Below are 21,801 nucleotides of genomic sequence, written 5' to 3' on the forward strand. Positions count from 1 at the left end.
CTCACCGAAATCACCGCGCCGTCACTTCCAGTGAAAACCCCGCCGCTGCCGGATCGGGACCAGGCGGAATCTGCTCGACGGGCAACGTATCGCGGAAGCTGGCGACCAACCGGATGCGATAGCTGCGGCCCGGTTCCATCGGCAGTGGCAAGGCGATGCCGTCATGGATGGCATAGACGTGATCGAAAACCAGATAAAGGGTGCTGGTGGTTTCGTCGATCAGTTGCACGCGCACGGTGTCCATGTCCGGGTTGATGGCCGTCAGCACATAATCGCTGTTGAGCGCCGTGATGTCGGTGTAGGCATAGAACAGGTTGTCGGTGGGGCGGTCGGTCCAGACGACGCGTTCCGGTGGCAGGGGCGTGCCGCCCAGGCGCACGGTGTAGTCATAGGTCAGATTCTCGTGGCCCGGGATGTCGGCGAAGGCTTGCCGGGGCTGGAATGCCAGGCGGCGAATTTCCAGTTGGTAGCGGCTGTCGGGTTGCAGGCCGGTCAGGTCGATGGCGGCGTTGCGATCCTCAAGCGTGGTGGTGAGGGTCTGTATCAGGGTGCGGTTATCCACGTCGGGGCGGCTGAAGATGTTGATTTCAATCTCGTCGCGGGTGAATTCGGAATCCAGCACCAGTTGATGGCGGGTGGCGTTATAGCGGGTGATAAAGCTGTAGTAGGCCACGTCTGAGCCGGCGCCGCCGTTCTGGCCGGGCAGGGTCCAGATGAAAGTGCCGTCTTCGATCAGTTGCGGTGGTTCATTTTCGCGTACCAGCCTGACGGGCTCGTGGGACACCAGTGGGGTGACGCCGATGGCGTGGATCACGGCGGGGTTGTTGGCGCAGTCGCGCTGCACAAACACGGTGTACTCCTCCTGGGGGACCAGTGCGACATCCACGCTGATGGTGTTATTGCCCAGCCGGGCGCCGAGGACGTCGTTGCCCCGGGCGACGCTCAGCGAACTTTCGGTGAAGGTGCACAGCGGGGATTCCAGCGACGTCTGCTGGCCGGAGGAGACGCGATAGCTGCCCGACTGGCTGACGCGCAGGGGCACAGCGATTTCGCGGCGTGCGGAGTCGGGTGACTGCAGCAGGAACAGGCCGCTGTCGGAGAAGCGATTGGTGGCGCACAGGCTGGATGCGCCGCACTGGTTTATTTCGCGCACACGGCCCCAGGCGCCGGGCCCTTCGAACAGGGCGCCGGCGGGCGCCCGTTCAAAGTTATCGAGCAGAAACTGCCGTGCCTTGGTGAAGTTGACTTCGGTCATCTTGCGGCTGACATCGCGCAGCAGTTCGCCGTCGGTGTTGGCGGTGGTGATGTCGCCGCGATTGCCGAAGCCGTTGACCATGGTGGTGTATTGGCCGCCGGTGATACCGGCTTCCATAAAGGCGACGGAATACAGCAGCAGCAATTGGTTGTCGTAGGTTTCGGCGGTCAGGATTTCGCCGGCGGGTTGTTCGTTAAGCAGGGCCAGCGGGCACGGCAGGGCCGAGCAGGAGGCCAGCATGTTGAGCCGTTCCGGTGGGCGGGCGATGCCGAAAGTGCTTTCCATTTCCTGCAGGGCGGCGGCGCGGGCGGCAGCGAAGCTGAGGTTTGGCTGATTGTCCAGCAAGGTGCGCACCCGTTGATGCAGGAAGCGGGTCAGCACATTCAGATTGCCTTCGATACGGCCGTTGATGATCGGCGCCATCATGCGCAGGGCATAGCCGTTGTTGGCGACATATTGCCCGGTGCTTTCGTTGAAGTAGTCGCCGCTGACCAGTACTTCGGTCCAGCCGGTGGTGCCGAATTCGCCTTCCGGTGGCGCCACGAGGAAGCGGCCAAGATCATCCACTTCGCCGGTCAAGACGGGCACGTCGAAGTCGACGCGACCACGCTCGTTGAGGGCGCGCACGGTAACCTGGGTGCCTTGTTGCAGCGGGCCTTTCTGGGCGTAGCCGAACAGGAAAGAACGCTGCCAGGACAGGCCGGTATCGGGCTCGGGCGGGTCTTCCGGGTCGACCGGATCTTCGGGATCAACGGGATCTTCCGGGTCCACAGGGTCAACGGGATCAACCGGGTCTTCAGGATCAATCGGATCTTCCGGGTCGACAGGGTTTTCGATATCCGGGTCGGTGTCGGGCGGCGGTGGAGTATTGCTGTCACCCCCGCAGCCGTGCAGCAAACTGGCAGCCATCAGCAGCAGGAGCAGTGCGGTATAGCGCTTCATGGTGCGCACCCCGCGATGATGGCAGCCGGGCAAAGCTCTGCCAGGCTGATGCTGTTCAGTGTGGTCGTGACGTCACGCAGGGAGACGATGGCGCGGCCGTTGGCGTTGCCCGCCAGGCCATTGACCTGAAGCACCTGCGCCGGGTCGTCACTGACGGTGCCGCGCTGGCTCCAGCCGGATGACGGCGTAAAGCGGCTGGCGCGCAGGGTGGTGCTGCCCACACCGCCGTCCTCGGGGGCATCGCCCCACAGGGCCAGCGCGCTCCGGGCGCCGACGGCGGTGAGCCGGAAACCGATATTGCCCGGGTTGTTGGCACCGGGAATGCTGACCATGGGACGCCAGTTACTGCTGCCCGGCGGCAGGCGGCGGCTGACCAGATAGCGGGGTGCCTCGTTGGACAGGCTGTGGTCCCAGACAAGAAGGGCACTGCCGTCGGCGGACATCACCAGTTCACTTTGCACCAGGGCGCCGTAGTAGGGCAGGGGGTCACCGTCGACCGTGGACATCGGGACAGGCGCTTGCCAGGCTCCGGTGGCATTACGCTGTTGCCCATAGAGGAATTGCGGTTGCTCAAAGAGGGTGTCGGCTAAGCGGAGATAGTTCAGTACGCTACCCTGGCCAGCGCGATGAGCCAGTCCTTGCAGGCGCAGCGTGTCACCGGCAGCCAGTGGTGTGTCGAGTTCCACGGGTGATGTGCTGCCCTGTATGTCATGCAGGGTGGTGCTGTACAGCCGGGTGATATCCGTGCCGCCCTCATTGGCGATGCTGGTCCATACCAGCAGCCAGTTGTCATCCTCTTCAGCCACAATGCGTGTGCCTTGCGGCTGGCCTGCGGGGTTGCTGATGTCCTCGCGATCCACATCGGTGCCGCTGTTGCCAGCCAGGGTATAGACGTACAGCGACAGGTCGCCAGAGCTGGCGTCCGCGCAGAGGAAGCCGGCGTCGCCGGCGCTGTTCAGCGCCATCTCGCAGGAGGCATTGTTGGCAATGGTGATGCGCGGTCCCCAGGTGCCGGTGCCCGTGTTGAAACGGCGCAGATAGTTGATGTGGGTGCCGCTGGTGCTGAAGGAAACGCTGACATTGCCGTCGGTATCATGCTGCACCTGATTGAGGAAGGCGTCGGCGTCGTTGAACAGCACAGTGGTGTTGTCGGTGACCGGGCCGACACGTCGCGCCAGGATATCCCGATTATTGCTGGCATTGCGCTGGCTGAACGCGACGGTGGCAATGTCGTTGTCGTCCATGACAATGCGCGAGTTGGTCTGGGCCAACCCACTGACGCTGGCCGGGGTGGTGGGGCTCCATTGCGGTGCGGGGGCGGTGCTGCTGCCGCCACCACCACCGCCGCAGGCGGCGAGACAGGCGGAGGTCAGCACGGCGGTGGCAAGATGTCGTTTCATGATGGTATGTCCATGGCAAAGCCCGGCGGTGCCGGGCTGATTCTGAAAGAGGGTGTTAATCGCATACTGCCGCGCTACCGCCGGGGCAGCGCTCGGCGAATAGCACGCTGCTGGCGCCGCCGGCGCCGCCCAGCCAGGTCACCAGCAGGTTGCTGTTGCCGCGTTTGACGAGTGCGGGCTCGCTGGAAACCCGGGCATCCCGCTCTACGCGTTCGGGCGCGTTCCAGCCTGATCCGTCAAGAAAATACGAGGCCCACAGGTTCAGTTCGTTGTCGGGCTGGGCGTCTTCGATTTCCTGCCACACCACATAGACTCTTGAGTTCTGGGTGATGGCATCGAAGTCCACACTGCTGGCGGCGCGTTCTGCGTTGTACGCAAAGGTGGGGGCCGCCAGGCTGGGTGAGGCCGCGGCGGTAAAGCGGCGCAGGACCAGCCCTTCGCGTGCATCCAGATCATTGAAATTGATGCGATACCAGATGGCGTTGAACTGGCTGTCCGGTGTGGTCACCAGGCGGGTGCGCACATTGGGCAGGGGGCCGAGGTGGTTGTCTTCCAGGGGGACGATGCTGGACAGGGTGCCATTGTTCAGTCGCACGCGTGCCTTGAGCGTGGTGGTCAGGGTATTCAGTGCGTAGCTGTTGTAGGCGACGGCGGCATCACCGTTGGCCAGCACGGCCAGCGACGGCAGGGTATTGAGGAGGGTGCTTGCCGTGCCGGGGGCGATATCGATGATGCTGGAGGTGGCCGGCGTCGTGGCCGCGTTGATACGCGCCAGCTGGATGCTGGAATTGAGCGGGCTCTGGGTGGCGTCGCTGTAGGCGAGCAGCCAGGTATTGTTGCCGGCGTGCGCGAGATCGGCCTGTGTCAGGGTACGCGTGACGGGAGCGCTGATCAGCTGCAGCGGGGTGGACCAGGTGTTATTGCCCGCGTTGTAGTTGAGAAAATGCAGGCTGCGCTCGTCGATGCTGAAGGTCACGGCGATCTGCCCGGCATCGTTGATGGCAATCAGTGGGGCGCTGGCGCTGCCGCTGAGACCTTCCAGGACCACGGGGCCCAGCCAGACGCCAGTGCCGGCATCGAAGCGGTTGGCATAGATGCTCAACTCGCTGTTATGCACGTCGCGCCAGGTGACGGTGACATTGCCCAGGCTGTCGACCACGGCACTGGGGTTGCTGGCGGCATTGGCGCTGCTGCTGACTTTTTCCGTGCTATCGATGGGGTTGTCGCTGTCCAGGCTGACGCGACGGGCGAAGATCTCATTTTCACCGCCGTTGTTCTGTACCCAGAAAAAGGTGGTGGCGTCCGGGCCGATCACGGCGGTGGCATCGCGCTGTGAATTGACCGACGCGCTGATCAGGGCGGCGGGCGTCCAGTTCAGGGTGCCGTCCGGGGGCGGGTTGCCGCCGCCGCCGCTGCCACCGCCACCGCCACCGCAGGCGGTGAGCAGCAGCGCACAGAGCAGGCTGAGGGTGAACGGCCGTGCAAGCCGCCGGGTACAAGAAGCAGGATGAGAAAGCCGCAATTCATTCATGCCGTAGGTCCGCGATACGTTCAGGAAGGTGCAGGGAAGTGTAGGCGTGCGGCCGCGACAGGCTTGTACCGCATTTCCGGGACACCGCGGCACAGGGAGCATGCTTTGTCTTGCCATTCACGCCAAAGCGCTGGTTAATAGCCCTATGGATTTCCACAGGCCTGCATAGAAGACCTCGCCATGGAACGCATGCTGGAACGGCTGAGCGAAGCATTACCCGAATGTGCGGATGCCGATGCGGTCTGGGCATTGAGTACGCGCGTGTTCGCGGCGCTCGGTTTTGATCGGGTGTTGTATCTGGATAGCCAGGTCAGTCACGCGGAGCCTTCCGCCGTCACCGTGTTGTCGGGGTTTTCGTTTGCCTGGGTCACGCATTATCAGGACAGCGGCTACGCGCTGGATGATCCGTTTCCCCGATATTGCGCCACCACCTACGCGCCGCAGCGTACGGGCGTCGATCATCTGGCGCAGCATCAGTATCTGGAAGTGCGCGAGCGGCGCATCATCGAAGAAAGCGCCGAAGATGGCTTTCGCTCCGGCGTATCCTGTACCACACGTCTGATGGGCCCAGCCGGTTTCAGTGCCTGGAACCTGGGTTCAACCCTGCCGGGCAGCGAGGTGGACAAACTGCTGCTGCGCTACGGCGACGCGCTGCGTTTGCTGGCGTTCTGCGTGCATGACCGGTTGTGTCAGTTTCCGGTGGTGGGCGCGCCATCGCTGAGTGGTCGCGAACGCCAGTGCCTGGAGCGCTTGTGTGCGGGCCAGCGCGTCAAGCAGATTGCCTGGGCGCTGTCGCTGGCGGAGGTGACGGTGGAACTGCACATTGCCAATGCGCGCCGCAAGCTTGGTGCGCGCACTCGGGAAGAAGCCCTGGCGCGCGCCTTGCGCTGGCGTTTGATCGAGCCCTGAAGTGGCCCGGTAGGGCAACTATGGATTTCCACAGGTGCCGCGACAGGCGGTTCGGGATTCAATGAGTGATCAGCGGTTGTCCCGTGAATTGGGGACACGGGTGCGTATCCGCGCATCCCCGTCGCGCCTACCATGTGGGGATGGACACTTCATTGGGTATTATTGTCGTCGAAGACGACCCGCAGATGCGTGCGCGTTTCGACGCCGCGCTGACCTCGCCCGAAGCGGAGCGCGCCGGTGTACGGGTGCTCGCCTGGGCAGCCACCGCCGCCGATGCGTTGGCAGCGCTTGCCCGCCATCGTCCCGAGGTGGTGCTGGTGGACCTCGGCTTGCCGGATGCCAGCGGCATCACGGTGATTCGTGAGGCGCGTCGGCGTCATCCTGAATGCGACATCATGGTCATCAGTATCTTCGGCGATCAGCGCAATGTGCTGGCCAGCATCGAAGCGGGCGCGACCGGGTACCTGCTCAAGGACGATACCGATGAAGATTACGTCGCGCGTATTCAGGAGCTTCGTGCGGGCGGGTCGCCCATCACGCCCATTATTGCCCGGCAATTGTTGCGCAAGCTGCAGCCGGCTCCGTCATCGGCTGTCGGGGTGACCGACCCCGCCGCGCCGTCGTTGTTGTCACCGCGCGAGTCCGAAGTGCTGAACCTGCTGGCGCGCGGCTTTGCCTACCAGGAGATTGCCCTGTTGCTGGGGGTGTCGCCGCATACCATCGGCACCTACGTGAAGCGTCTGTACGAAAAGCTGCAAGTGCGCTCGCGCGGGGAAGCCATTTATGAGGCCCAGTGCATGGGGCTGCTGGCGCCCTGATGCACACGCCCGCAGAGGCCCCCGCGAGTACAACGGTCTGGTGGCGACGCCTTGGCCATGCGGCCGCCTGGAGCCTGACTGGTCTCGCGCTGGTGGCAGTGGTGTTTCTCATGGTGTCGCTGCTGTATCCGGTGTTGCTCAGTGAACCGCCGGATGATCCGCGTATTGCAGCCTATGACACGGCCACCTGGCAGATGACCTCTGAGCCGGGGCCACCTGCTGCGAACACGGCCTGGCAAGCCGTGTCACTACCGGACTATCAAGCCGCCGAGCGTGTCCAGAGCACGCGTTTCGGGCTGCATCGGGGAACCCGGCCCACGCATTATCACTGGTACCGATTTACCGTAGAACGGCCTGATGACCTGCAGGGCTGGGCGTTGTACATGCCGCGCTTTGAAGATCGGGCGCTGGTGCTGGTGAACGGGGTCGAAGTCCACCGGACCTTTTTACCGGACATTATCCAGCACGGCTGGAATGTGCCGCTGTGGGTGGTGACACCGCCGATGGTCTGGCAGGAGGGCGAGAACGAAATCCTCATCCGTCTGGATTCTCCTTACATCGGGGTGGTGCTGGTCTCGCGGCTGTTTGTCGGCCCCCCTGAACTGCTGCAACCGGTATATCGCCGTGCCTATGCGCTGCGTATTGATACAGCGCAGATCAGTGCCTGGATGCTGGCGGGGCTGGGCGTGTTTGCGCTGGGTATCTGGGCCATGCACCGTACGGATAATGCCCTGCACCTGCTGCTCGGCCTGTGCGCGCTGGCCTTCGCTGCACGACAGCTGCATTACTTTGTCGATCAACCGGTGATGTCGCTGGCGTTCCACTGGTGGCTGGCGGTGTGCTCGCTGGCCTGGGCCATTCTGTTTCTGTTCCTGTTCGCCTGTCGCTTTTACGCCTTTACCTATAACTGGTTCCAGAAGTTGCTGGTGTTTGGCACCGTGCTGGTGTCGTTGCTGATCTTGCCCGGCGTCGGCTTTGATGCCTACAGCACGGCAGGGTTGGTCTATACGATGCTGGCGCCGTTGGGTATCGGTATCGGTGTGGTGCTGATCCAGCGCGCCTGGCAGCAGCCGGGTATCGCGCCACTGCTGATGGCGATCGGTTTTACTCTGGTGGTGGCGTTGGGCGTGTATGACTTTGCGCTGATGATGCGCCTGATTTCCATTGAAATGCCATATCTGTTGCCCATTGGCGCGGCGCTGTTGCTGTTGTGTTTTTCCATGGCACTGGCGTCGCGTTATGTGGAGTCCCTGCGCGAAGTGGGAACGCTGAATATGTCACTGGAGGCGCGCGTGTTGGAGCGTCAGGCGGCGCTTGAACAGACTTATGAGCAGTTGCGCCAGTTGAACGAAGAGCAGGCGTTGGCCGATGAACGTCAGCGCCTGATGCGTGAAATTCACGATGGCATCGGCGCCAACCTGGTGGCGACATTGGCCTCGGTGGATGGAGGTAGCGCAGGGGGTGGCCCCGCAGCGCGCGCGTTACGGCAGGCGATTGCCGACCTGAAACTGACCATTGATTCACTGGAGCCAGTGGATGGCGACCTGCTCAGTTTGCTGGGTAATCTGCGCTATCGGTTGGCGCCGCAATTGCGTCAGGCCGGGATCGAGATCGACTGGCGGGTGGAGCCGGTGCCTGCGCTGCAATGGCTGCGCGCACCGCAGGCCTTGCACGTGCTGCGCATCCTGCAGGAGGCGTTCAGCAATGTCTTGCAGCATGCCGATGCCCGGCGCGTGACAGTCTGCACTGGCGCGGGCAACGATGAACGCAGCGGTCAGGCCGGTGTGTGGATCAGCATCGTTGACGATGGCGCCGGGTTCGCGCCGGTGCAGCCGGACAAGCGACCCGGCAAGGGTATGGCCAACATGACTTACCGCGCCCGCGCGCTGGGCGGCCACCTCACCGTGCAGCCGCAGCCGGGCGGCGGCACCCGGGTGCGGCTGTGGCTGCCCGGTGAGGCGGCCACCCCGGCAGCCTGATCGAGCGCGCGATCCGGGGTATACTGCCGCCTTTGCCAAGGTCCCCGCTGTATGCTGCCCCAGATTCGCCGTCGCACTGTGACCTCCTCTACCGCCTGGCCTGACCTGCCGTCAGAGATGCCCGCCGTGCTGGCCCGTGTGCTGGCCGGGCGTGGGGTCACCGCAGCGGATGAGCTGGATCTGAGCCTCAAACAATTACCTGCCCCCGAGAGTCTGCCCGGCATCGCCGAGGCGGTGCCGCTGCTGCTGGCGCAGCGCGCCCGGGGCGGGCGGGTGCTGATTGTCGGTGACTACGATGCCGATGGTGCCACCGCCACCGCGCTGATGCTGCGCGGCTTGCCGTTGCTGGGGTTTGCCCAGCCGGGCTTTCTGGTGCCGGATCGCTTTGTGTTCGGTTATGGGCTGTCGCCAGCGATTGTCGAGTTGGCCCAGGCCGAGGCGGCGCCGGATCTGATCATTACGGTGGACAACGGCATCGCCAGTGTTGAGGGCGTGGCAGCGGCGCGGGCGGCGGGGATTCAGGTGGTGATTACCGATCATCATTTGCCGGGCGCCGAACTGCCGCAGGCGGACGCCATCGTTAATCCGCGCCTGGCACCGGAAGGTCCGGGCCAGAATCTGGCCGGGGTCGGGGTGGCGTTCTATCTGTTGCTGGCGTTGCGTGCGGCGCTGCGCGAGCAGGGCGATGCCGCCGGGCAGGCGCCGCTGGCTGATTTGCTGGATCTGGTGGCGCTGGGGACGGTGGCTGATGTGGTGCCGCTGGATCAGGTCAACCGGGCGCTGGTGGAGCAGGGCTTGCGCCGCATCCGGGCCGGGCAATGTGTGCCGGGCATCACGGCGTTGCTGGAAGTGGGGCGGCGTGAACCGTCCCGGGTGGTGGCGGCGGATCTTGGCTTTGCTGTGGGGCCACGCCTGAATGCCGCCGGGCGGCTGGACGACATGACGCTGGGCATCAATTGCCTGCTGACGGACGACCGCGAGATGGCGCTGGGGTTGGCCACCGAGCTGGACACCATCAACCGCGAGCGGCGCGGCATTGAACAGGGCATGCGCGACGCCGCCATGGAGACGGTGCAACGGCTGCGGCAGCAACACACGACGCTGCCTTGTGCGCTGTGCCTGCACGATGACCAATGGCACGAGGGCGTGGTGGGCATTCTGGCGTCGCGAGTCAAGGACGCGACGCATCGTCCGGTGGTGGCGTTTGCACCGGCGCAGGAGCGCGGTCTGCTGAAAGGCTCGGGGCGTTCCATTCCCGGCCTGCATCTGCGTGATGTGCTGGACCGGGTGGCTACGGCCAATCCCGGTTTGCTGCATCGTTTCGGCGGCCATGCCATGGCCGCAGGCATGACGCTGGCGGCCCGCGACCTGCCCGCGTTCGAGGTGGCATTACGGGCGGCGGTGGAGGAACTGTCGTCCCCGGCGTTGTTTGAGGAAGTGGTGGAAACCGACGGCCCGCTGGCGGACGAGGAGCTGCATTTGCAGCACGCGGAGTTGCTCAGTCATGCCTTTCCCTGGGGGCAGGGTTTTCCGGCGCCGACCTTCGATGGTGAGTTCGAGGTGATCGAGCATCGCGTGCTCGGCGAGCGGCATCTGAAGCTGACGCTGGGGTTGCCGGGTACTGGCGGCATTATCGACGGGATTCATTTCAATATGGCGGTCGAGGTATTACCGCAACGGCTCCGGCGCGTACGCGGGGTGTACCGGCTGGAAGTGAATGTCTGGCAGGGACGGCGTAATCCGCAACTGGTGTTTCAGTATCTGGAGGTGGTGGGTTAGCGCGCCATGAGCAGCAGGCCACTGAGTATCAGGGCCAGCAGCACGAACAGCATGACCGGCCAGCGTTGCAGATGCCGCTCTGCGCGCAGGGCCAGATCGCCGATCTGATGCAGGTGTTGGTCTTCCCATTGCACCACCTTCTCCCAGCGCCAGTCCTTGCCGGGCCGCCGTTGCCACAGCCGTATCACACCGCGCACGGCTGCTTCGATCAGTACCACAATATCGCCCGCCGGTACGCCCGGGCCGCGCGTTGTGGTTCTGGCGCTGCGAAGCCAGACTGCGCGGCAGGCTCCGCCCACCAGTACCCCGACCCCCACCGGCCACACCAGCCCCCAGAGATCGCCCGCTCCGGCCCAACGCTGGCCCCAGTCTGCCGCCATTCCGGGCACGGCCCATACCACGCCGGTCACGCTGGCCAGCACGGCGGCCAGGGTCGCGCCCTGCATCAGCCCGGCGGGCGCCGTGTCCCCGGCCTCCCGTTGCAGGCAGAACATGAACCGCACCATCAGCAAGGTCGTGCCCACCGCTGCCAGACTCAGCCACAGCATCAGCCCCGGAAAGGCGAGCTCATAAAGCCCGGCTTTCATGGTCAGTTTGGCGGCGGCGCCGGTGGTCAGGGGCAGGCCCGCCAGACTCAGGGCGGGCAGCCACAGCAAGGGGCGCCAGCGTGGCGCCAGGCCGTTCACGCCGAGGAACAGGGCGCCCTTGGCCAGGGCGTGGTGCAGGGCATACAGCAGTGTGGCCGGTCCCAGCACCGGCCATAGCCCCGGGGCCATCAGCCCGGCGGCCATCATGACCGTGATCAGCCCCATCTGGCTGATGCTGGAATAGGCCAGCACGGCCTTGGCCTGCTGCTGGGTCACGCCGATCAGGGCACCGCCCAGTGCGGCCACCAGGGCAGCGATCACGGCGATCTCGGCCCAGGGCAGGGCGCTCAGTCCCAGCGGCAGGGTCAGCCACCAGCCGAGCAACCCGGCCTTGATCATGGCGCCGCTGAGCACGGCGCTGGCCGGTGTGGGGGCCACAGGATGGGCCAGGGGCAGCCACATATGCAGCCCGGCCAGCCCGGCCTTGACGCCAAAACCGAGCCACAGCAGCGCGGCCAGCCAGGCGCTGTGGCGGTGCCCGGCAATGGCCTCGGGCAGGCTCTGCAGGGCCGGGGCGCCGGCCCCGCTGGCGGCCAGGATCAGACCGGACAGAATCAGCATCTCGCCGATCACGGCCATCACCAGATAAAGGCGCCCGGCGCGGCGGGCGGCGGCGCGGCCGGTGTGCACCACCAGGCCGTAACCGGCAAAGGTCATCAGCGCGAAGCAGGTATAGAAACCGGCAATGTCGCGGCTCACCAGCAGGCCCAGATTGCCCGCCAGGGTCAGCAGCCAGAACACCTGGAAACGGCGCGCTGAACCGCCGGGCTGGCCGCCCTCGTCTGTGGGTTTTTTCTCTGCGGCGAGCGGGTAGCGCAGGGCATAAAGCCCGGCCAGCAGCCACAGCAGGGCGGTGGCGGTGAGCAGCGCGCGGGCCAGATCGTCCAGCAGCCAGAAGCCGCCCAACAGCACGTCGGGCAGCAGCAGGGTCAGGTCGGTCGGGGCCAGCAACGCCAGCAGCAAGGCGGGCAGCGGCGCCAGCGCGGTCAGACGATGAAGGAGGCCATGCCAGCGCGCGGGCAGCGCCCAGGCGCATGCCAGCAGCAGGGGCAGCGCCAGTGTCAGCGCCGGCATCCACAGGGCGAACGGGCTCATTGCAGATACTCCCGCGACGACACCAGTTGCGCCCACGACAGCGGGCTGAACGGCAAGCCGGCAAACAGCCCTGCGCCGATGATGCACAGCGCCGTGGCCACCGCAGGCCAGAGCAGCCAGCCGCTGGTTTCAAAGCGCGTGCTGAGTAGCTGCTCGGCGGGCCAGTCTTCTCGCTGGGGCCGGAACCACAGGCGATGCACGATGGGCAGGAAATAGCAGGCATTGAGCATCGAGGAGCCGATCAGCACCCACAGGGCCCAGTGCATGTCGGCGGCAATGGCGCCGGTGCCGAGAAACCACTTGCTGATAAACCCTGCCAGCGGCGGTACGCCGATCATGCCGAAAGCGCCCAGAGTAAAGGCGGCGCTGGTCAGGGGCATGCGCCGTCCGGCGCCATCGAGTTCGTCGATACGGTGAACGCCCAGCGTCTCGGCATAGTTGCCCGCGCAGAAAAACAGCGTGATTTTCATGAAGCCCTGATGCAGCAGATGCACCAGCGCGCCGATGGTGCCCACCGGGCCAAACAGGCTGATGCCCAGGACGATATAGGACACCTGGCTGATGGTGGAATAGGCCAGCCGCCGTTTCAGTTCGCTTTGTGCCAGGGCACGCAGTGAGCCGTACAGCACCGTGATGGCCGCTGCGATCCCCAGCGGCAGCAGCAGGTCCAGGCTGGCGGCAAACTCGATGCCGTAGAGGTCATAGACCACGCGGATAATGCCGAAGGCGCCCGCCTTGACCACCGCCACGGCATGCAGCAGTGCACTCACTGGCGCGGGCGCCACCATGGCCACCGGCAGCCAGCCGTGCACCGGCACCATGGCGGCCTTGACCGCCAGCCCGCCGATCAGCACGGCGAACACCAGCGACAATTGGCCGTGCAGTGCTTCCGGAGTGTGCCGCAGCAGGCCGCCTTCCTGGAATTCCACGTCGCCCACCAGGCCATACAACCAGAGCACGCCGCCGAGCAGCACGGCGCCGCCGGTGAGGGTGTAGATCAGGTAGGTGCGGCCGGCCTTGAGCGCTTTTTCCGTGCCGCGATGCGTGACCAGCGGCCAGGTGGACAGCGTCAGCAGTTCATAGAACAGCAGGAAGGTGAACAGGTTGCCCGCCAGAGCAATGCCCATGGTGGCGGTCACGCAGAGGCTGAAGAAACCGAAAAAGCGGCTGCGGTTGGGGGAGTTTTCCAGATAGCCGATGGCATACAGGGTGGTGAACAGCCACAGCACCGATGACAGCCCGGCGAAGAACATGGCCATGCCGTCAGCGCGCAGAATGAAATCCACCCCCGGCAGAATCGTATAGCGCAGTTCGAATTCCACGCCGCGCTCGACGCCGATGACCATCACCATGACCAGCAGCACCTTGACGACGGCGCCGGTCAGGTTGAGCAGGCCACGAGTGATGTGCCGGTTCTCGGGCAGGGTAAAGATGACCAGCGCCGTGACCAGCGACGAGGCCAGCACCAGCAGCGGCATCCAGCTGGTCCAGGCGCCACTCATACGGCACCCCCGACGAACAGTGACAACACGGGCAGGGTACTCAGGCCCAGCAGCAGGGTGAACAGCGCCAGCAGGAAGGCCGACATTTTCTGTACCCGTGGCGGATGCTCGAACACGTCCTGCTCCGGCCCTTCGCGGAACGCCTGGCGCAGCAGCTTGAGAATATAGGCGGCGCTGAGCAGGCCGCCGCCTATCAACACCACCAGCCACAGGATCGCGCCGCTGCCCAGCGCGCTGCTGGCCATCAACCACTTGGCGGCAAACCCGGCGCTGGGCGGCATGCCCATCAGGCTGATGCCCGCCAGCCCCAGGGTCAGCAGGGTCAGCGGCAGATGGCGGCCAGTGCCGACAAGCTGGCTGATCCGGTCACTGCCGGTGGCGGTGATCAGGTGCCCGGCGACCATGAACAGGGCGGCCTTGGCCAGGCCATGGGCGAGCATCTGGTAGATCAGGCCCTGGTAGGCCAGTTGCCGCAGCAGCGGGTCGTCGGCCAGTAGCAGCGGAAACGCCAGCAGCAGGTAGCCGGTCTGGGCCACGGTGGACCAGGCCACCAGCAATTTCAGGCGGGTCTGGCGCAGGGCCAGCACACTGCCCCAGAGAATGGCCAGGGTGCCCAGCGTGGCCATCACCAGCGGCAGCGCCGAATCGGCAAAGGGCGGCGCCAGGGTCAGCCAGTGGCGCATCATCACGAACACCGAGGCCTTCACCACCAGCGCCGAGTGCAACACGCTCACCGGCAGCAGGGCATTGGCGTGGGCGGCGGGCAGCCAGCCGTGCAGGGGGAATACGGCCGCCTTCAGGGCCAGCCCGGCCAGCATCAGGGCAAAGCCGGTGCCGGTGGCCGCATTGGCGTCCGCGACCTCGGCCAGCGCGGGCAGGCTCAGGGTGCCGTACTCGGCAAACAGCAGCCCGGCGCCCACCAGATAGGCCATGGAGCCGAGCAGGGTGGCAAACAGGTAGCGCAGGGCGGCGGCCAGGGCGTCCGGTTTGCCGGACAGCGTCATCATGGCCACGGCCACCAGGCCCAGGGCCTCCACGCCGATATACAGCGTCAGCAGGTCGGCCCCCAGCCAGACCAGATTGAGCACAGCCAGCAGTAACCAGGCCAGCGGCCAGAACGGATCCGGCAGGTCGGGGCTGCGGCGCAGGCCGCTGTGCACCAGCGTGGCGGTGCCGACCCAGCAGGTCAGCAGGGCCAGGGTCAGGGCGGCGCCGTCGGCCTGCAACACCCAGTGCCGGTGAGCGCCCAGAGGCACCTCGATCAGGGTATCCCCCTGTGCGCCCACCTGGCGCCACAGCACCAGCGTCAGCAGGTTCAGGGCCAGCAGCATCACGGCCTGCATCACCGGCCAGAGCGGATGTTGCCGTGGCAGCACGCTGAGCAGGGCAGCCAGCAGGGGCAGGGCGATCAGTCCCGTCACCATCATGGGTCCGATTCCAGGTCCGGTGGCGGGGGCAGGTCAGTGCGGCCACTCTGCTGTTGCCACAGGCGCAGCAGATACAGGCCCAGGGCGGTGGCGCCCAGGGCCACCAGCATGCCGGTCAGCACCAGCAGGGCCGGGGCCAGCCCGCGCTCGTCGCCCGACAGCGCCAGTACCATCAACAGGGCGCCGCTGCCGGTGATGTTGAAGGCCAGCAGGCGGCGCAGCAGATGGCGAGCAAACAGGAAACCGGCCAGGCCGATCAGGACCAGGCCAGCCCCGGCGATGATCCAGACGTCAGCCTCTGTCATGCGTCCGGCTCCCGTTGCAGGCGGCGCAATCCACGATGGCAGATCAGGCCGATCAATCCGGTGCCGAGCAGCACTTCAGCCAGTGCGAGCCACGGCCAGCCGAGCAGCGCCCAGCTGAGCGCCAGCAACAGGAAAAAGCCTTGCAGCAAGACAATGGCGTGGCTCAGGCGCGGGTACAGCAGACAAGCCAGGGCGGTGAGCCACAGGCCCGCGGTCAGCACTCCGGCCAGCAGGGTCATCCGTGTGCCCCGCCTCAGCCTGCGCCGTCGTCGGGCGTCTTGCCATCGTCCGTTACCGGCTTCTGCCGATAGCGTTGCGGCGAGGCCAGGGTGTGGGTGTCTTCGTCGTATTTGCCCTTGAGTTCATCGCGGACGATTTTTGACCACATGGGCACGCCGGTGAAGTAACCGGCGCGGGCCAGTACATGGGCTGCCACGGGCGAGGTCAGCATGATGAACAGGGTGGCCGCGAGGGCGCGGGCGGTGACGCCGGTTTCGCCAAAGTGCACGGCCACGGCAATCATGATCAGGCCGGAGCCCAGTGCGCCCGCCTTGGTGGTGGCATGCATGCGCATCAGCAGGTCGGGCATGCGCAGGGCACCCAGCCCGGCCAGCAGCATGAACAGAGCGCCGGTCAGCAGCAGGCCGGCGGCGATCCAGGCCGGGGCTGCGGCCAGCCAGGTGTCCAGCGTTTCAATCGTCATCGCGGTGGCCCCCTTTTTCCAGATAGCGGGCAAAGCCCACGGCCGCCAGGAAGGCGGTCAGCGCCAGCACCAGCGCCACATCCAGAAAGGCGCTGTGCCCCGACTTGATGGTATAGACGCCGATAAACGCCATGGTCAGCAGGGCCATCAGTTCCAGCATCACCACGCGATCGGGCAGGGTCGGGCCGAGCACCAGACGGATAAAGGTCACCACCAGCGCCAGACACAGAATGATGAAGCTGATCCATACCACCACTTCCATCATCGCAGCAGCTCCAGAACCCGTTTTTCGAAATACTTGATTTCCTCTCGCGCGGCTTCCGGGTCATCCAGGTACATCATGTGCACATACAGCACGCGGCGATCCGTGGAGACGTCCAGGCTCAAGGTGCCCGGGGTCAGGGAAATCAGGTTGGCCAGCAGGGTGATTTCGCCGTCGGTGTGTGCCTCAAGGGGCATGGCAATCACGCCGGGGCGCATGTAATCCGTGGGCGTCAGCACATCATAGGCCACGCGGAAATTCGAGCGGATCAGTTCGCGAATGAAGAAGAACACAAAGCGAATGACACGCGGCACCTTGCGGATATAGCCGGAAAAATGCGGCACGTCGCGCAGGGTGACGCCCAGCAGCAGATAACCGAGCAGAAAGCCCACCGCCAGGCCCGAGCCGGTAAAGTTGCCGGTCATGGCCACCCAGATCAGGGCCAGCATGATGTTCCAGGTCAGGCCATTCATGGCGTTACCCCCAGCACGGCTTCAATGTAGCCGTTGCGGTCCAGCAGCTGCTCGGCCGCCATCATCGACATGCGGAACAGCGGCTCCATGGCCAGCCCCATGAAAATGGTCAGGCCCGCCAGCATCACCACCGTGGCATACATGACACGGGTGCCGCCACGGAATTTGCGGGGTGGTTTGATGTGGCAGACTTCCTGCTCTTTCCAGAACACTTCGGCCCAGATCTTGACCATGGAATAGAGGGTCATGAAGCCCACCGCCAGCGCGGTGGCCACCAGCCACCAGGCGTACTCTTCGACACCCGCGCGAATCACCATGAATTTGGCGAAAAAGCCGGACAGTGGCGGCAGGCCCGCCAGGGAAAAGGCGCAGATCAGGAACAGCAGCGCGAGCATCGGATACTGGCGGTAGACGCCGCCCAGCTCTTTCAACTCGTAACTGCCCTTGAAGCGGAACACCAGACCGCTGATCAGGAACAGCCCGGACTTGGCGACGATATTGTGGGCAATGAAATAGATGCCTCCGGCCAGGGCCAGCGGGGTGAACAGGGCCAGCCCCATCAGCATGTAGCCGATCTGGCTGACGATATGAAACGACAGGATACGCCGGAACTCGAACTGCGCCGCTGCGCCCAGCACCCCGGTGACCATGGTCAGCCCGGCAATCCACACCATCAGCGACTGCGACAGGGTGCCCTCGAAGGGGAAAATCAGGGTAAAGAAACGGAACAGCGCATAGACCCCGACCTTGGTCAGCAGCCCGGCAAACAGCGCCGACACCGCCACCCTGGGGGTGTGATACGACGCCGGTAGCCAGAAGAACAAGGGGAATGCCGCGGCCTTGATGCCGAACGCCATGAGGAACAGCATCGACACCACGGTGATCATGGCGGTGTCTTCCAGCTCGCCAATCTTCATGGCGATGTCCGCCATGTTCAGCGTGCCCATCAGGCCGTAGAGCAGACCGATGGCCGACAGGAACATGGCCGAGGACACCAGGTTCAGGGTCACGTACTTGATGGCCCCTTCCATCTGCGCCCGTTCGCCGCCCAGGATCAGCAGGGCGAAGGAGGCCACCAGCATGACTTCAAACCAGACATACAGATTGAAGACATCGCCGGTGAGAAAGGCGCCATTGACCCCGGCCAGCAGCAGGTGCATCAGTGGATAAAAACCGAAATGCTCGTGCTGCTTGCTCACCGAGCCGAGCGCATAAAAAGCGGTGGTCACGGCGCTGACACCGGTCATGACCACCATGAAGGCGGCCAGCATGTCGCCCACCAGCACGATGCCGAAGGGGGCATGCCAGTTGCCCATGTGCATCACCAGGGTGCCTTCACGCCAGATCTTTTCCAGCAGGAAACCGGAAGCGATCAGCAGCCCGGTGGAGCCGAGCACACCGATGATGCGTTGCGCCTTGCGCGAGCGCCAGTAGATCAGTGACAGGGCACCTGCCAGCAGCGGAATGACAATCGGCAGGGCCAGAAGTGTGGGGGACTGCATCAGGTGTCGGTGTCCTTCATCTGGTCCATATCATCCGCCTGCACGATCTCGTAGGCGCGGTGGATCAGTACCACGGCAAAGGCCAGCACGCCGAAGCCGATCACGATGGCGGTCAGGATCAATGCCTGGGCCAGCGGGTCGGCCACCACGCCCTCCGGTGCCATGGCGCCCACCGGAATCAGCGGTGGCGCCTCACGGGTCATGCCGGCCGAGGTGAAGATCAGCAGGTTGGCCGCATTCGACAGCAGCACCAGCCCGATCACCAGCTTGACGATGGAGCGGCGCATGATCATGTAGATGGCGGCGGCATACAGGCCGCCCACCAGAAATGACATCAGGGTAATCATTCTTCGGCCTCCGCCAGGGACAGCACGATGGTGAGCACGGTGCCGATGACCACGGCATAGACGCCGATGTCGAACAGCAGCGGCGTGCCGAGCTTGGTTTCACCCAGAATCGGCAGGGTCAGCTCGACCCATTGCGAGGTAAAGAAGGCGTCGCCCATGAACACGCCCGGGACACCGGACAGGGTCGCCAGGAACAGCCCCCAGCCGAGCAGATCGCGCGGGTCGATGTGAATCAGACGGCGGGTGGCCGGGACATCGGTAAAGAACAGATGCAGACACACGGCCGCTGCCGCCACCAGCCCGGCAATAAAACCGCCGCCCGGTTCGTCGTGGCCACGCAGCAGCAGGAACACGGAAAAGATCAGCAGGAGCGGCAGCAGGAAGTAGCCGGTGGTGCGCAGTACCAGAGACAGGCTGTTCATACGTCCTTGTCCTCCGCACGGAAGCGAATCATCGCCAGTACACCGATGGCGGCCAGCGCCAGCACAAAGATTTCACCCAGCGTATCCAGGGTACGGAAATCCACCAGGATGACGTTGACGATATTGCGGCCGTAGGCGGCCGGAGCACTTTCCGCAATGTGGTATTCGGAAATGCTCGGGAAGTAGTAAGTGCTGTTCACGCTCAGCATCAGCAAGGTCATGGTGGCACCCACCGCAATGGCCAGGCCGGCATCACGCAGGCGCAGGTGCGTGGGCGACAGCTTGACGAAGCGCGGCAGACGGAACAGCACCAGTACCAGCAGGATGACCGTCAGGGTTTCGATCAGCACCTGGGTAATGCCCAGATCCGGCGCACTGAAGAGCACATACACCAGTGCCACGGTGAAACCGATCGCGCCCAGCGAGGCCACCGCGCTGAGTCGCGACGAGGTCAGCACCGCCATCAGCACGGCACTGGCCAGCACACCGGCGACCACGATTTCATACAGGCGCAGGTCGCTGAAATCGAACAGCAGCGTGATGTGTTCGCGGAAGGCGAACAGCTGGCTGCCCACCAGCACCACGGTGCTGCCCAGAATGATCATCAGGTAGTAACGCAGGTAGCCGTTCTGCAGCATGCGGGTCTGCCAGGCGGACAGACGGGTGATGGCATCGATGCTGCGCTCGTAAATCTGCTCCGGGCCGACTTTTGCCAGCAGGTCGACGAAGCCGGTGCCGCGCCGGAACAGGGACCAGCCGGCGTACAGGAGCAGGCCCAGCGCCAGGCTGGCGGCGCTGAGCATCAGTGGCAGGTTGATGCCGTGCCACAGGCTGATGGATGTTGCCGCCGGGGCGCCGTTGACGGCGGTAACGGCCGCGCCCAGCAACCAGCTCTGGGTCAGCGGCGCGGCCAGGCCCAGCAGCAGGCTCAGGGTGGCCAGCACCACCGGCCCGGCGAGCAGGGCCGGTGGTGCTTCATGGGGGGACTTCTTCGTTTCCACCCGCTGCCCGTACCACGGCTTGAGGCCGACAATGGCTGCCACGGTCACGCCCATCACCGCCGAGGCGATGGCCAGGGTCGCCAGAATGCCGCTGAACAGGGGCGCGTCCAGCACGGCTTCGAACATCAGTTCCTTGGCGACAAACCCGAACAGCGGAATGATGCCGCCGAGCGACAGTGCCGCCACCCCGGCAAACAGGGCTGTCACCGGCATGGCCCGGCGCAGCCCGCCGGTGTTGAGAAAATCCTTGCTGCCGGTTTCATGGTCGATGATGCCCGCCACCAGAAACAGCGCGCCCTTGTACAGCGAGTGCGCCAGCAGGAACGCCATGGCGGCGGTCAGGGCGAGCTCGGTGCCGATGCCGATGAGCATGGTCAGGGTGCCCAGGGCCATCACGGTGGAGTAGGCCAGCACGCGCTTGATGCCGGTGCTGCGCACCGCCAGGAAAACACCGAGGAACATGGTGAAAGCGCCCGCCAGACCGAGCACGGCGGTCCACAGCTCGGTGCCACCCAGTGCCGGTTGCAGCCGTGCCAGCAGGTAGACGCCCGCTTTCACCATGGTGGCGGAATGCAGGTAGGCCGACACCGGGGTCGGCGCCGCCATCGCATTGGGCAACCAGAAGTGGAACGGGAACTGGGCCGATTTGGTGAAGGCGCCAATCACGATCAGCAGCAGGATCGGCGCATAGAGCGCATGGCTGGTCAGGGCCTCGCGCTCGGTGAGCAGTTCGGACAGCTCGTAGCTGCCGCCGACCATGCCCAGCATTACCAGGCCGGTCATCAGGGCCAGGCCGCCGGCCATGGTGACGAACAGCCCCTGGCGGGCCGACAGGCGGGCCGGTTTGTCAGCGTGGTTGAAACCGACCAGCAGATAGGAGGTAATGCTGGTGAGTTCCCAGAACACGAACAGGCTGATCAGGTTATCCGAGAGCACCAGGCCGAGCATCGAGGCCATGAAGCAGAGCAGCAGCACATACAGCCGCGCCTGGTCACGGTGGCCTTCCAGATAACGGCCGGCGTAGGCAACGATGAAGAAACCGATGCCGGAGATCAGCAGGGCAAACAGCAGCGACAGGCCATCCAGGCGGAACGCCAGGCTGACGCCCAGGCTGGGAATCCATTGCCAGGCATGCAGCAGCACCTCGCCGTCATGACCGACAGCGCGCAAGTGGCTGGCAAACCAGACAAACAGGGCAGCCGGCAACAGGGCCAGCAACCAGCCGCCGAAGCGGGGTTGCAGGCGGTGCACCAGAGGGGCCAGTGCGGCCACCAGAAAACCGGATAGTACGGCAAGCAACATAAGGTCAGCTCAAGGCCCGAATCAATCAGCGCGCCGTTATCCTATCCAAAAGTCTAATGCCTTGGCAAACCGGAGGGGGCGCGCTAAGTGCGCGAAATTACTTGTTTTTTCATAGCTGTTATGGCGCGGGCTTGTCACAGGTCAAGGTGCGGCGTTTCGTCCCTTGCACATATATATAAGCATGGCATACTGCGCCGCGC

General features: G+C 64.7%; 19 protein-coding genes. 4 read left to right on the top strand and 15 right to left on the bottom strand.

What is annotated here, in order from left to right:
- Nucleotides 1-10: 10 nt before the first annotated feature.
- Genes DKW65_RS16020 through DKW65_RS04075 form a run of 3 tightly spaced genes read right to left on the bottom strand, consistent with a single transcriptional unit; the run spans nt 11 to nt 5,128 of the window.
- Nucleotides 11-2,197 carry a hypothetical protein gene (locus DKW65_RS16020; RefSeq protein ID WP_211315736.1) on the bottom strand — a complete coding sequence of 729 codons (2,187 nt, stop codon included), beginning with the start codon at nt 2,195-2,197 and terminating at the stop codon, nt 11-13.
- Entirely contained in the window at nt 2,194-3,597 is a 1,404-nt protein-coding gene (locus DKW65_RS04070) for a hypothetical protein (RefSeq protein WP_111656060.1), read from the bottom strand. Before DKW65_RS04070 ends, DKW65_RS16020 begins: the two co-directional genes overlap by 4 nt.
- 55 nt (nt 3,598-3,652) lie before the next feature.
- On the bottom strand, nt 3,653-5,128 hold the full coding sequence (locus DKW65_RS04075; RefSeq protein ID WP_111656061.1) for a hypothetical protein: 1,476 nt from the start codon (nt 5,126-5,128) through the stop codon (nt 3,653-3,655).
- 180 nt (nt 5,129-5,308) lie between these two features.
- Here DKW65_RS04075 and DKW65_RS04080 point away from each other — a divergent pair, with 180 nt between their 5' ends.
- From DKW65_RS04080 to recJ, 4 genes are all read left to right on the top strand, one after another.
- Entirely contained in the window at nt 5,309-6,037 is a 729-nt protein-coding gene (locus DKW65_RS04080) for a LuxR family transcriptional regulator (RefSeq protein ID WP_111656062.1), read from the top strand.
- Nucleotides 6,038-6,189: 152 nt separating this feature from the next.
- On the top strand, nt 6,190-6,855 hold the full coding sequence (locus DKW65_RS04085; RefSeq protein ID WP_211315737.1) for a response regulator: 666 nt from the start codon (nt 6,190-6,192) through the stop codon (nt 6,853-6,855).
- Complete coding sequence (locus DKW65_RS04090; protein WP_162925693.1) at nt 6,855-8,834, top strand: sensor histidine kinase; 1,980 nt, start codon at nt 6,855-6,857, stop codon at nt 8,832-8,834. The genes DKW65_RS04085 and DKW65_RS04090 overlap by 1 nt, the downstream gene beginning before the upstream one ends.
- A gap of 51 nt (nt 8,835-8,885) precedes the next feature.
- Nucleotides 8,886-10,613 carry a single-stranded-DNA-specific exonuclease RecJ gene (gene recJ / locus DKW65_RS04095; protein ID WP_425451912.1) on the top strand — a complete coding sequence of 576 codons (1,728 nt, stop codon included), beginning with the start codon at nt 8,886-8,888 and terminating at the stop codon, nt 10,611-10,613.
- Here the strand turns inward: recJ and DKW65_RS04100 are convergent.
- From DKW65_RS04100 to DKW65_RS04155, 12 genes are read right to left on the bottom strand one after another with little or no spacing between them, the layout of a single operon-like run.
- Nucleotides 10,610-12,355 (bottom strand): complex I subunit 5 family protein, encoded by a 1,746-nt coding sequence (locus DKW65_RS04100; RefSeq protein WP_111656065.1) that lies wholly within the window; start codon nt 12,353-12,355, stop codon nt 10,610-10,612. The two genes, recJ and DKW65_RS04100, sit on opposite strands and share 4 nt — an antisense overlap.
- On the bottom strand, nt 12,352-13,857 hold the full coding sequence (locus DKW65_RS04105; protein WP_111656066.1) for a complex I subunit 5 family protein: 1,506 nt from the start codon (nt 13,855-13,857) through the stop codon (nt 12,352-12,354). The genes DKW65_RS04100 and DKW65_RS04105 overlap by 4 nt, the downstream gene beginning before the upstream one ends.
- Nucleotides 13,854-15,284 (bottom strand): complex I subunit 5 family protein, encoded by a 1,431-nt coding sequence (locus tag DKW65_RS04110; RefSeq protein ID WP_111656067.1) that lies wholly within the window; start codon nt 15,282-15,284, stop codon nt 13,854-13,856. Before DKW65_RS04110 ends, DKW65_RS04105 begins: the two co-directional genes overlap by 4 nt.
- Nucleotides 15,281-15,589 carry an NADH-quinone oxidoreductase subunit K gene (locus DKW65_RS04115; protein ID WP_111656068.1) on the bottom strand — a complete coding sequence of 103 codons (309 nt, stop codon included), beginning with the start codon at nt 15,587-15,589 and terminating at the stop codon, nt 15,281-15,283. The genes DKW65_RS04110 and DKW65_RS04115 overlap by 4 nt, the downstream gene beginning before the upstream one ends.
- On the bottom strand, nt 15,586-15,828 hold the full coding sequence (locus DKW65_RS04120) for a hydrogenase subunit MbhD domain-containing protein (RefSeq protein ID WP_111656069.1): 243 nt from the start codon (nt 15,826-15,828) through the stop codon (nt 15,586-15,588). Before DKW65_RS04120 ends, DKW65_RS04115 begins: the two co-directional genes overlap by 4 nt.
- Before the next feature lie 14 nt (nt 15,829-15,842).
- Nucleotides 15,843-16,292 (bottom strand): monovalent cation/H(+) antiporter subunit G, encoded by a 450-nt coding sequence (mnhG, locus tag DKW65_RS04125; RefSeq protein WP_111656070.1) that lies wholly within the window; start codon nt 16,290-16,292, stop codon nt 15,843-15,845.
- Nucleotides 16,282-16,557 carry a monovalent cation/H+ antiporter complex subunit F gene (locus DKW65_RS04130; protein ID WP_111656071.1) on the bottom strand — a complete coding sequence of 92 codons (276 nt, stop codon included), beginning with the start codon at nt 16,555-16,557 and terminating at the stop codon, nt 16,282-16,284. The genes mnhG and DKW65_RS04130 overlap by 11 nt, the downstream gene beginning before the upstream one ends.
- Nucleotides 16,554-17,027, bottom strand: a complete 474-nt coding sequence (locus DKW65_RS04135) for a Na+/H+ antiporter subunit E (RefSeq protein ID WP_111656072.1) — start codon at nt 17,025-17,027, stop codon at nt 16,554-16,556. Before DKW65_RS04135 ends, DKW65_RS04130 begins: the two co-directional genes overlap by 4 nt.
- A complete protein-coding gene (locus tag DKW65_RS04140) occupies nt 17,024-18,529 on the bottom strand; it encodes a Na+/H+ antiporter subunit D (RefSeq protein WP_111656073.1) in 1,506 nt (501 codons plus the stop codon). The genes DKW65_RS04135 and DKW65_RS04140 overlap by 4 nt, the downstream gene beginning before the upstream one ends.
- Complete coding sequence (locus tag DKW65_RS04145) at nt 18,529-18,876, bottom strand: Na+/H+ antiporter subunit C (protein ID WP_111656074.1); 348 nt, start codon at nt 18,874-18,876, stop codon at nt 18,529-18,531. The genes DKW65_RS04140 and DKW65_RS04145 overlap by 1 nt, the downstream gene beginning before the upstream one ends.
- On the bottom strand, nt 18,873-19,298 hold the full coding sequence (locus DKW65_RS04150) for a Na+/H+ antiporter subunit B (RefSeq protein WP_111656075.1): 426 nt from the start codon (nt 19,296-19,298) through the stop codon (nt 18,873-18,875). The genes DKW65_RS04145 and DKW65_RS04150 overlap by 4 nt, the downstream gene beginning before the upstream one ends.
- A complete protein-coding gene (locus DKW65_RS04155) occupies nt 19,295-21,601 on the bottom strand; it encodes a putative monovalent cation/H+ antiporter subunit A (protein ID WP_111656076.1) in 2,307 nt (768 codons plus the stop codon). The genes DKW65_RS04150 and DKW65_RS04155 overlap by 4 nt, the downstream gene beginning before the upstream one ends.
- Nucleotides 21,602-21,801 lie beyond the last annotated feature (200 nt).

This window comes from Isoalcanivorax indicus (assembly GCF_003259185.1).
Lineage (GTDB): Bacteria > Pseudomonadota > Gammaproteobacteria > Pseudomonadales > Alcanivoracaceae > Isoalcanivorax > Isoalcanivorax indicus.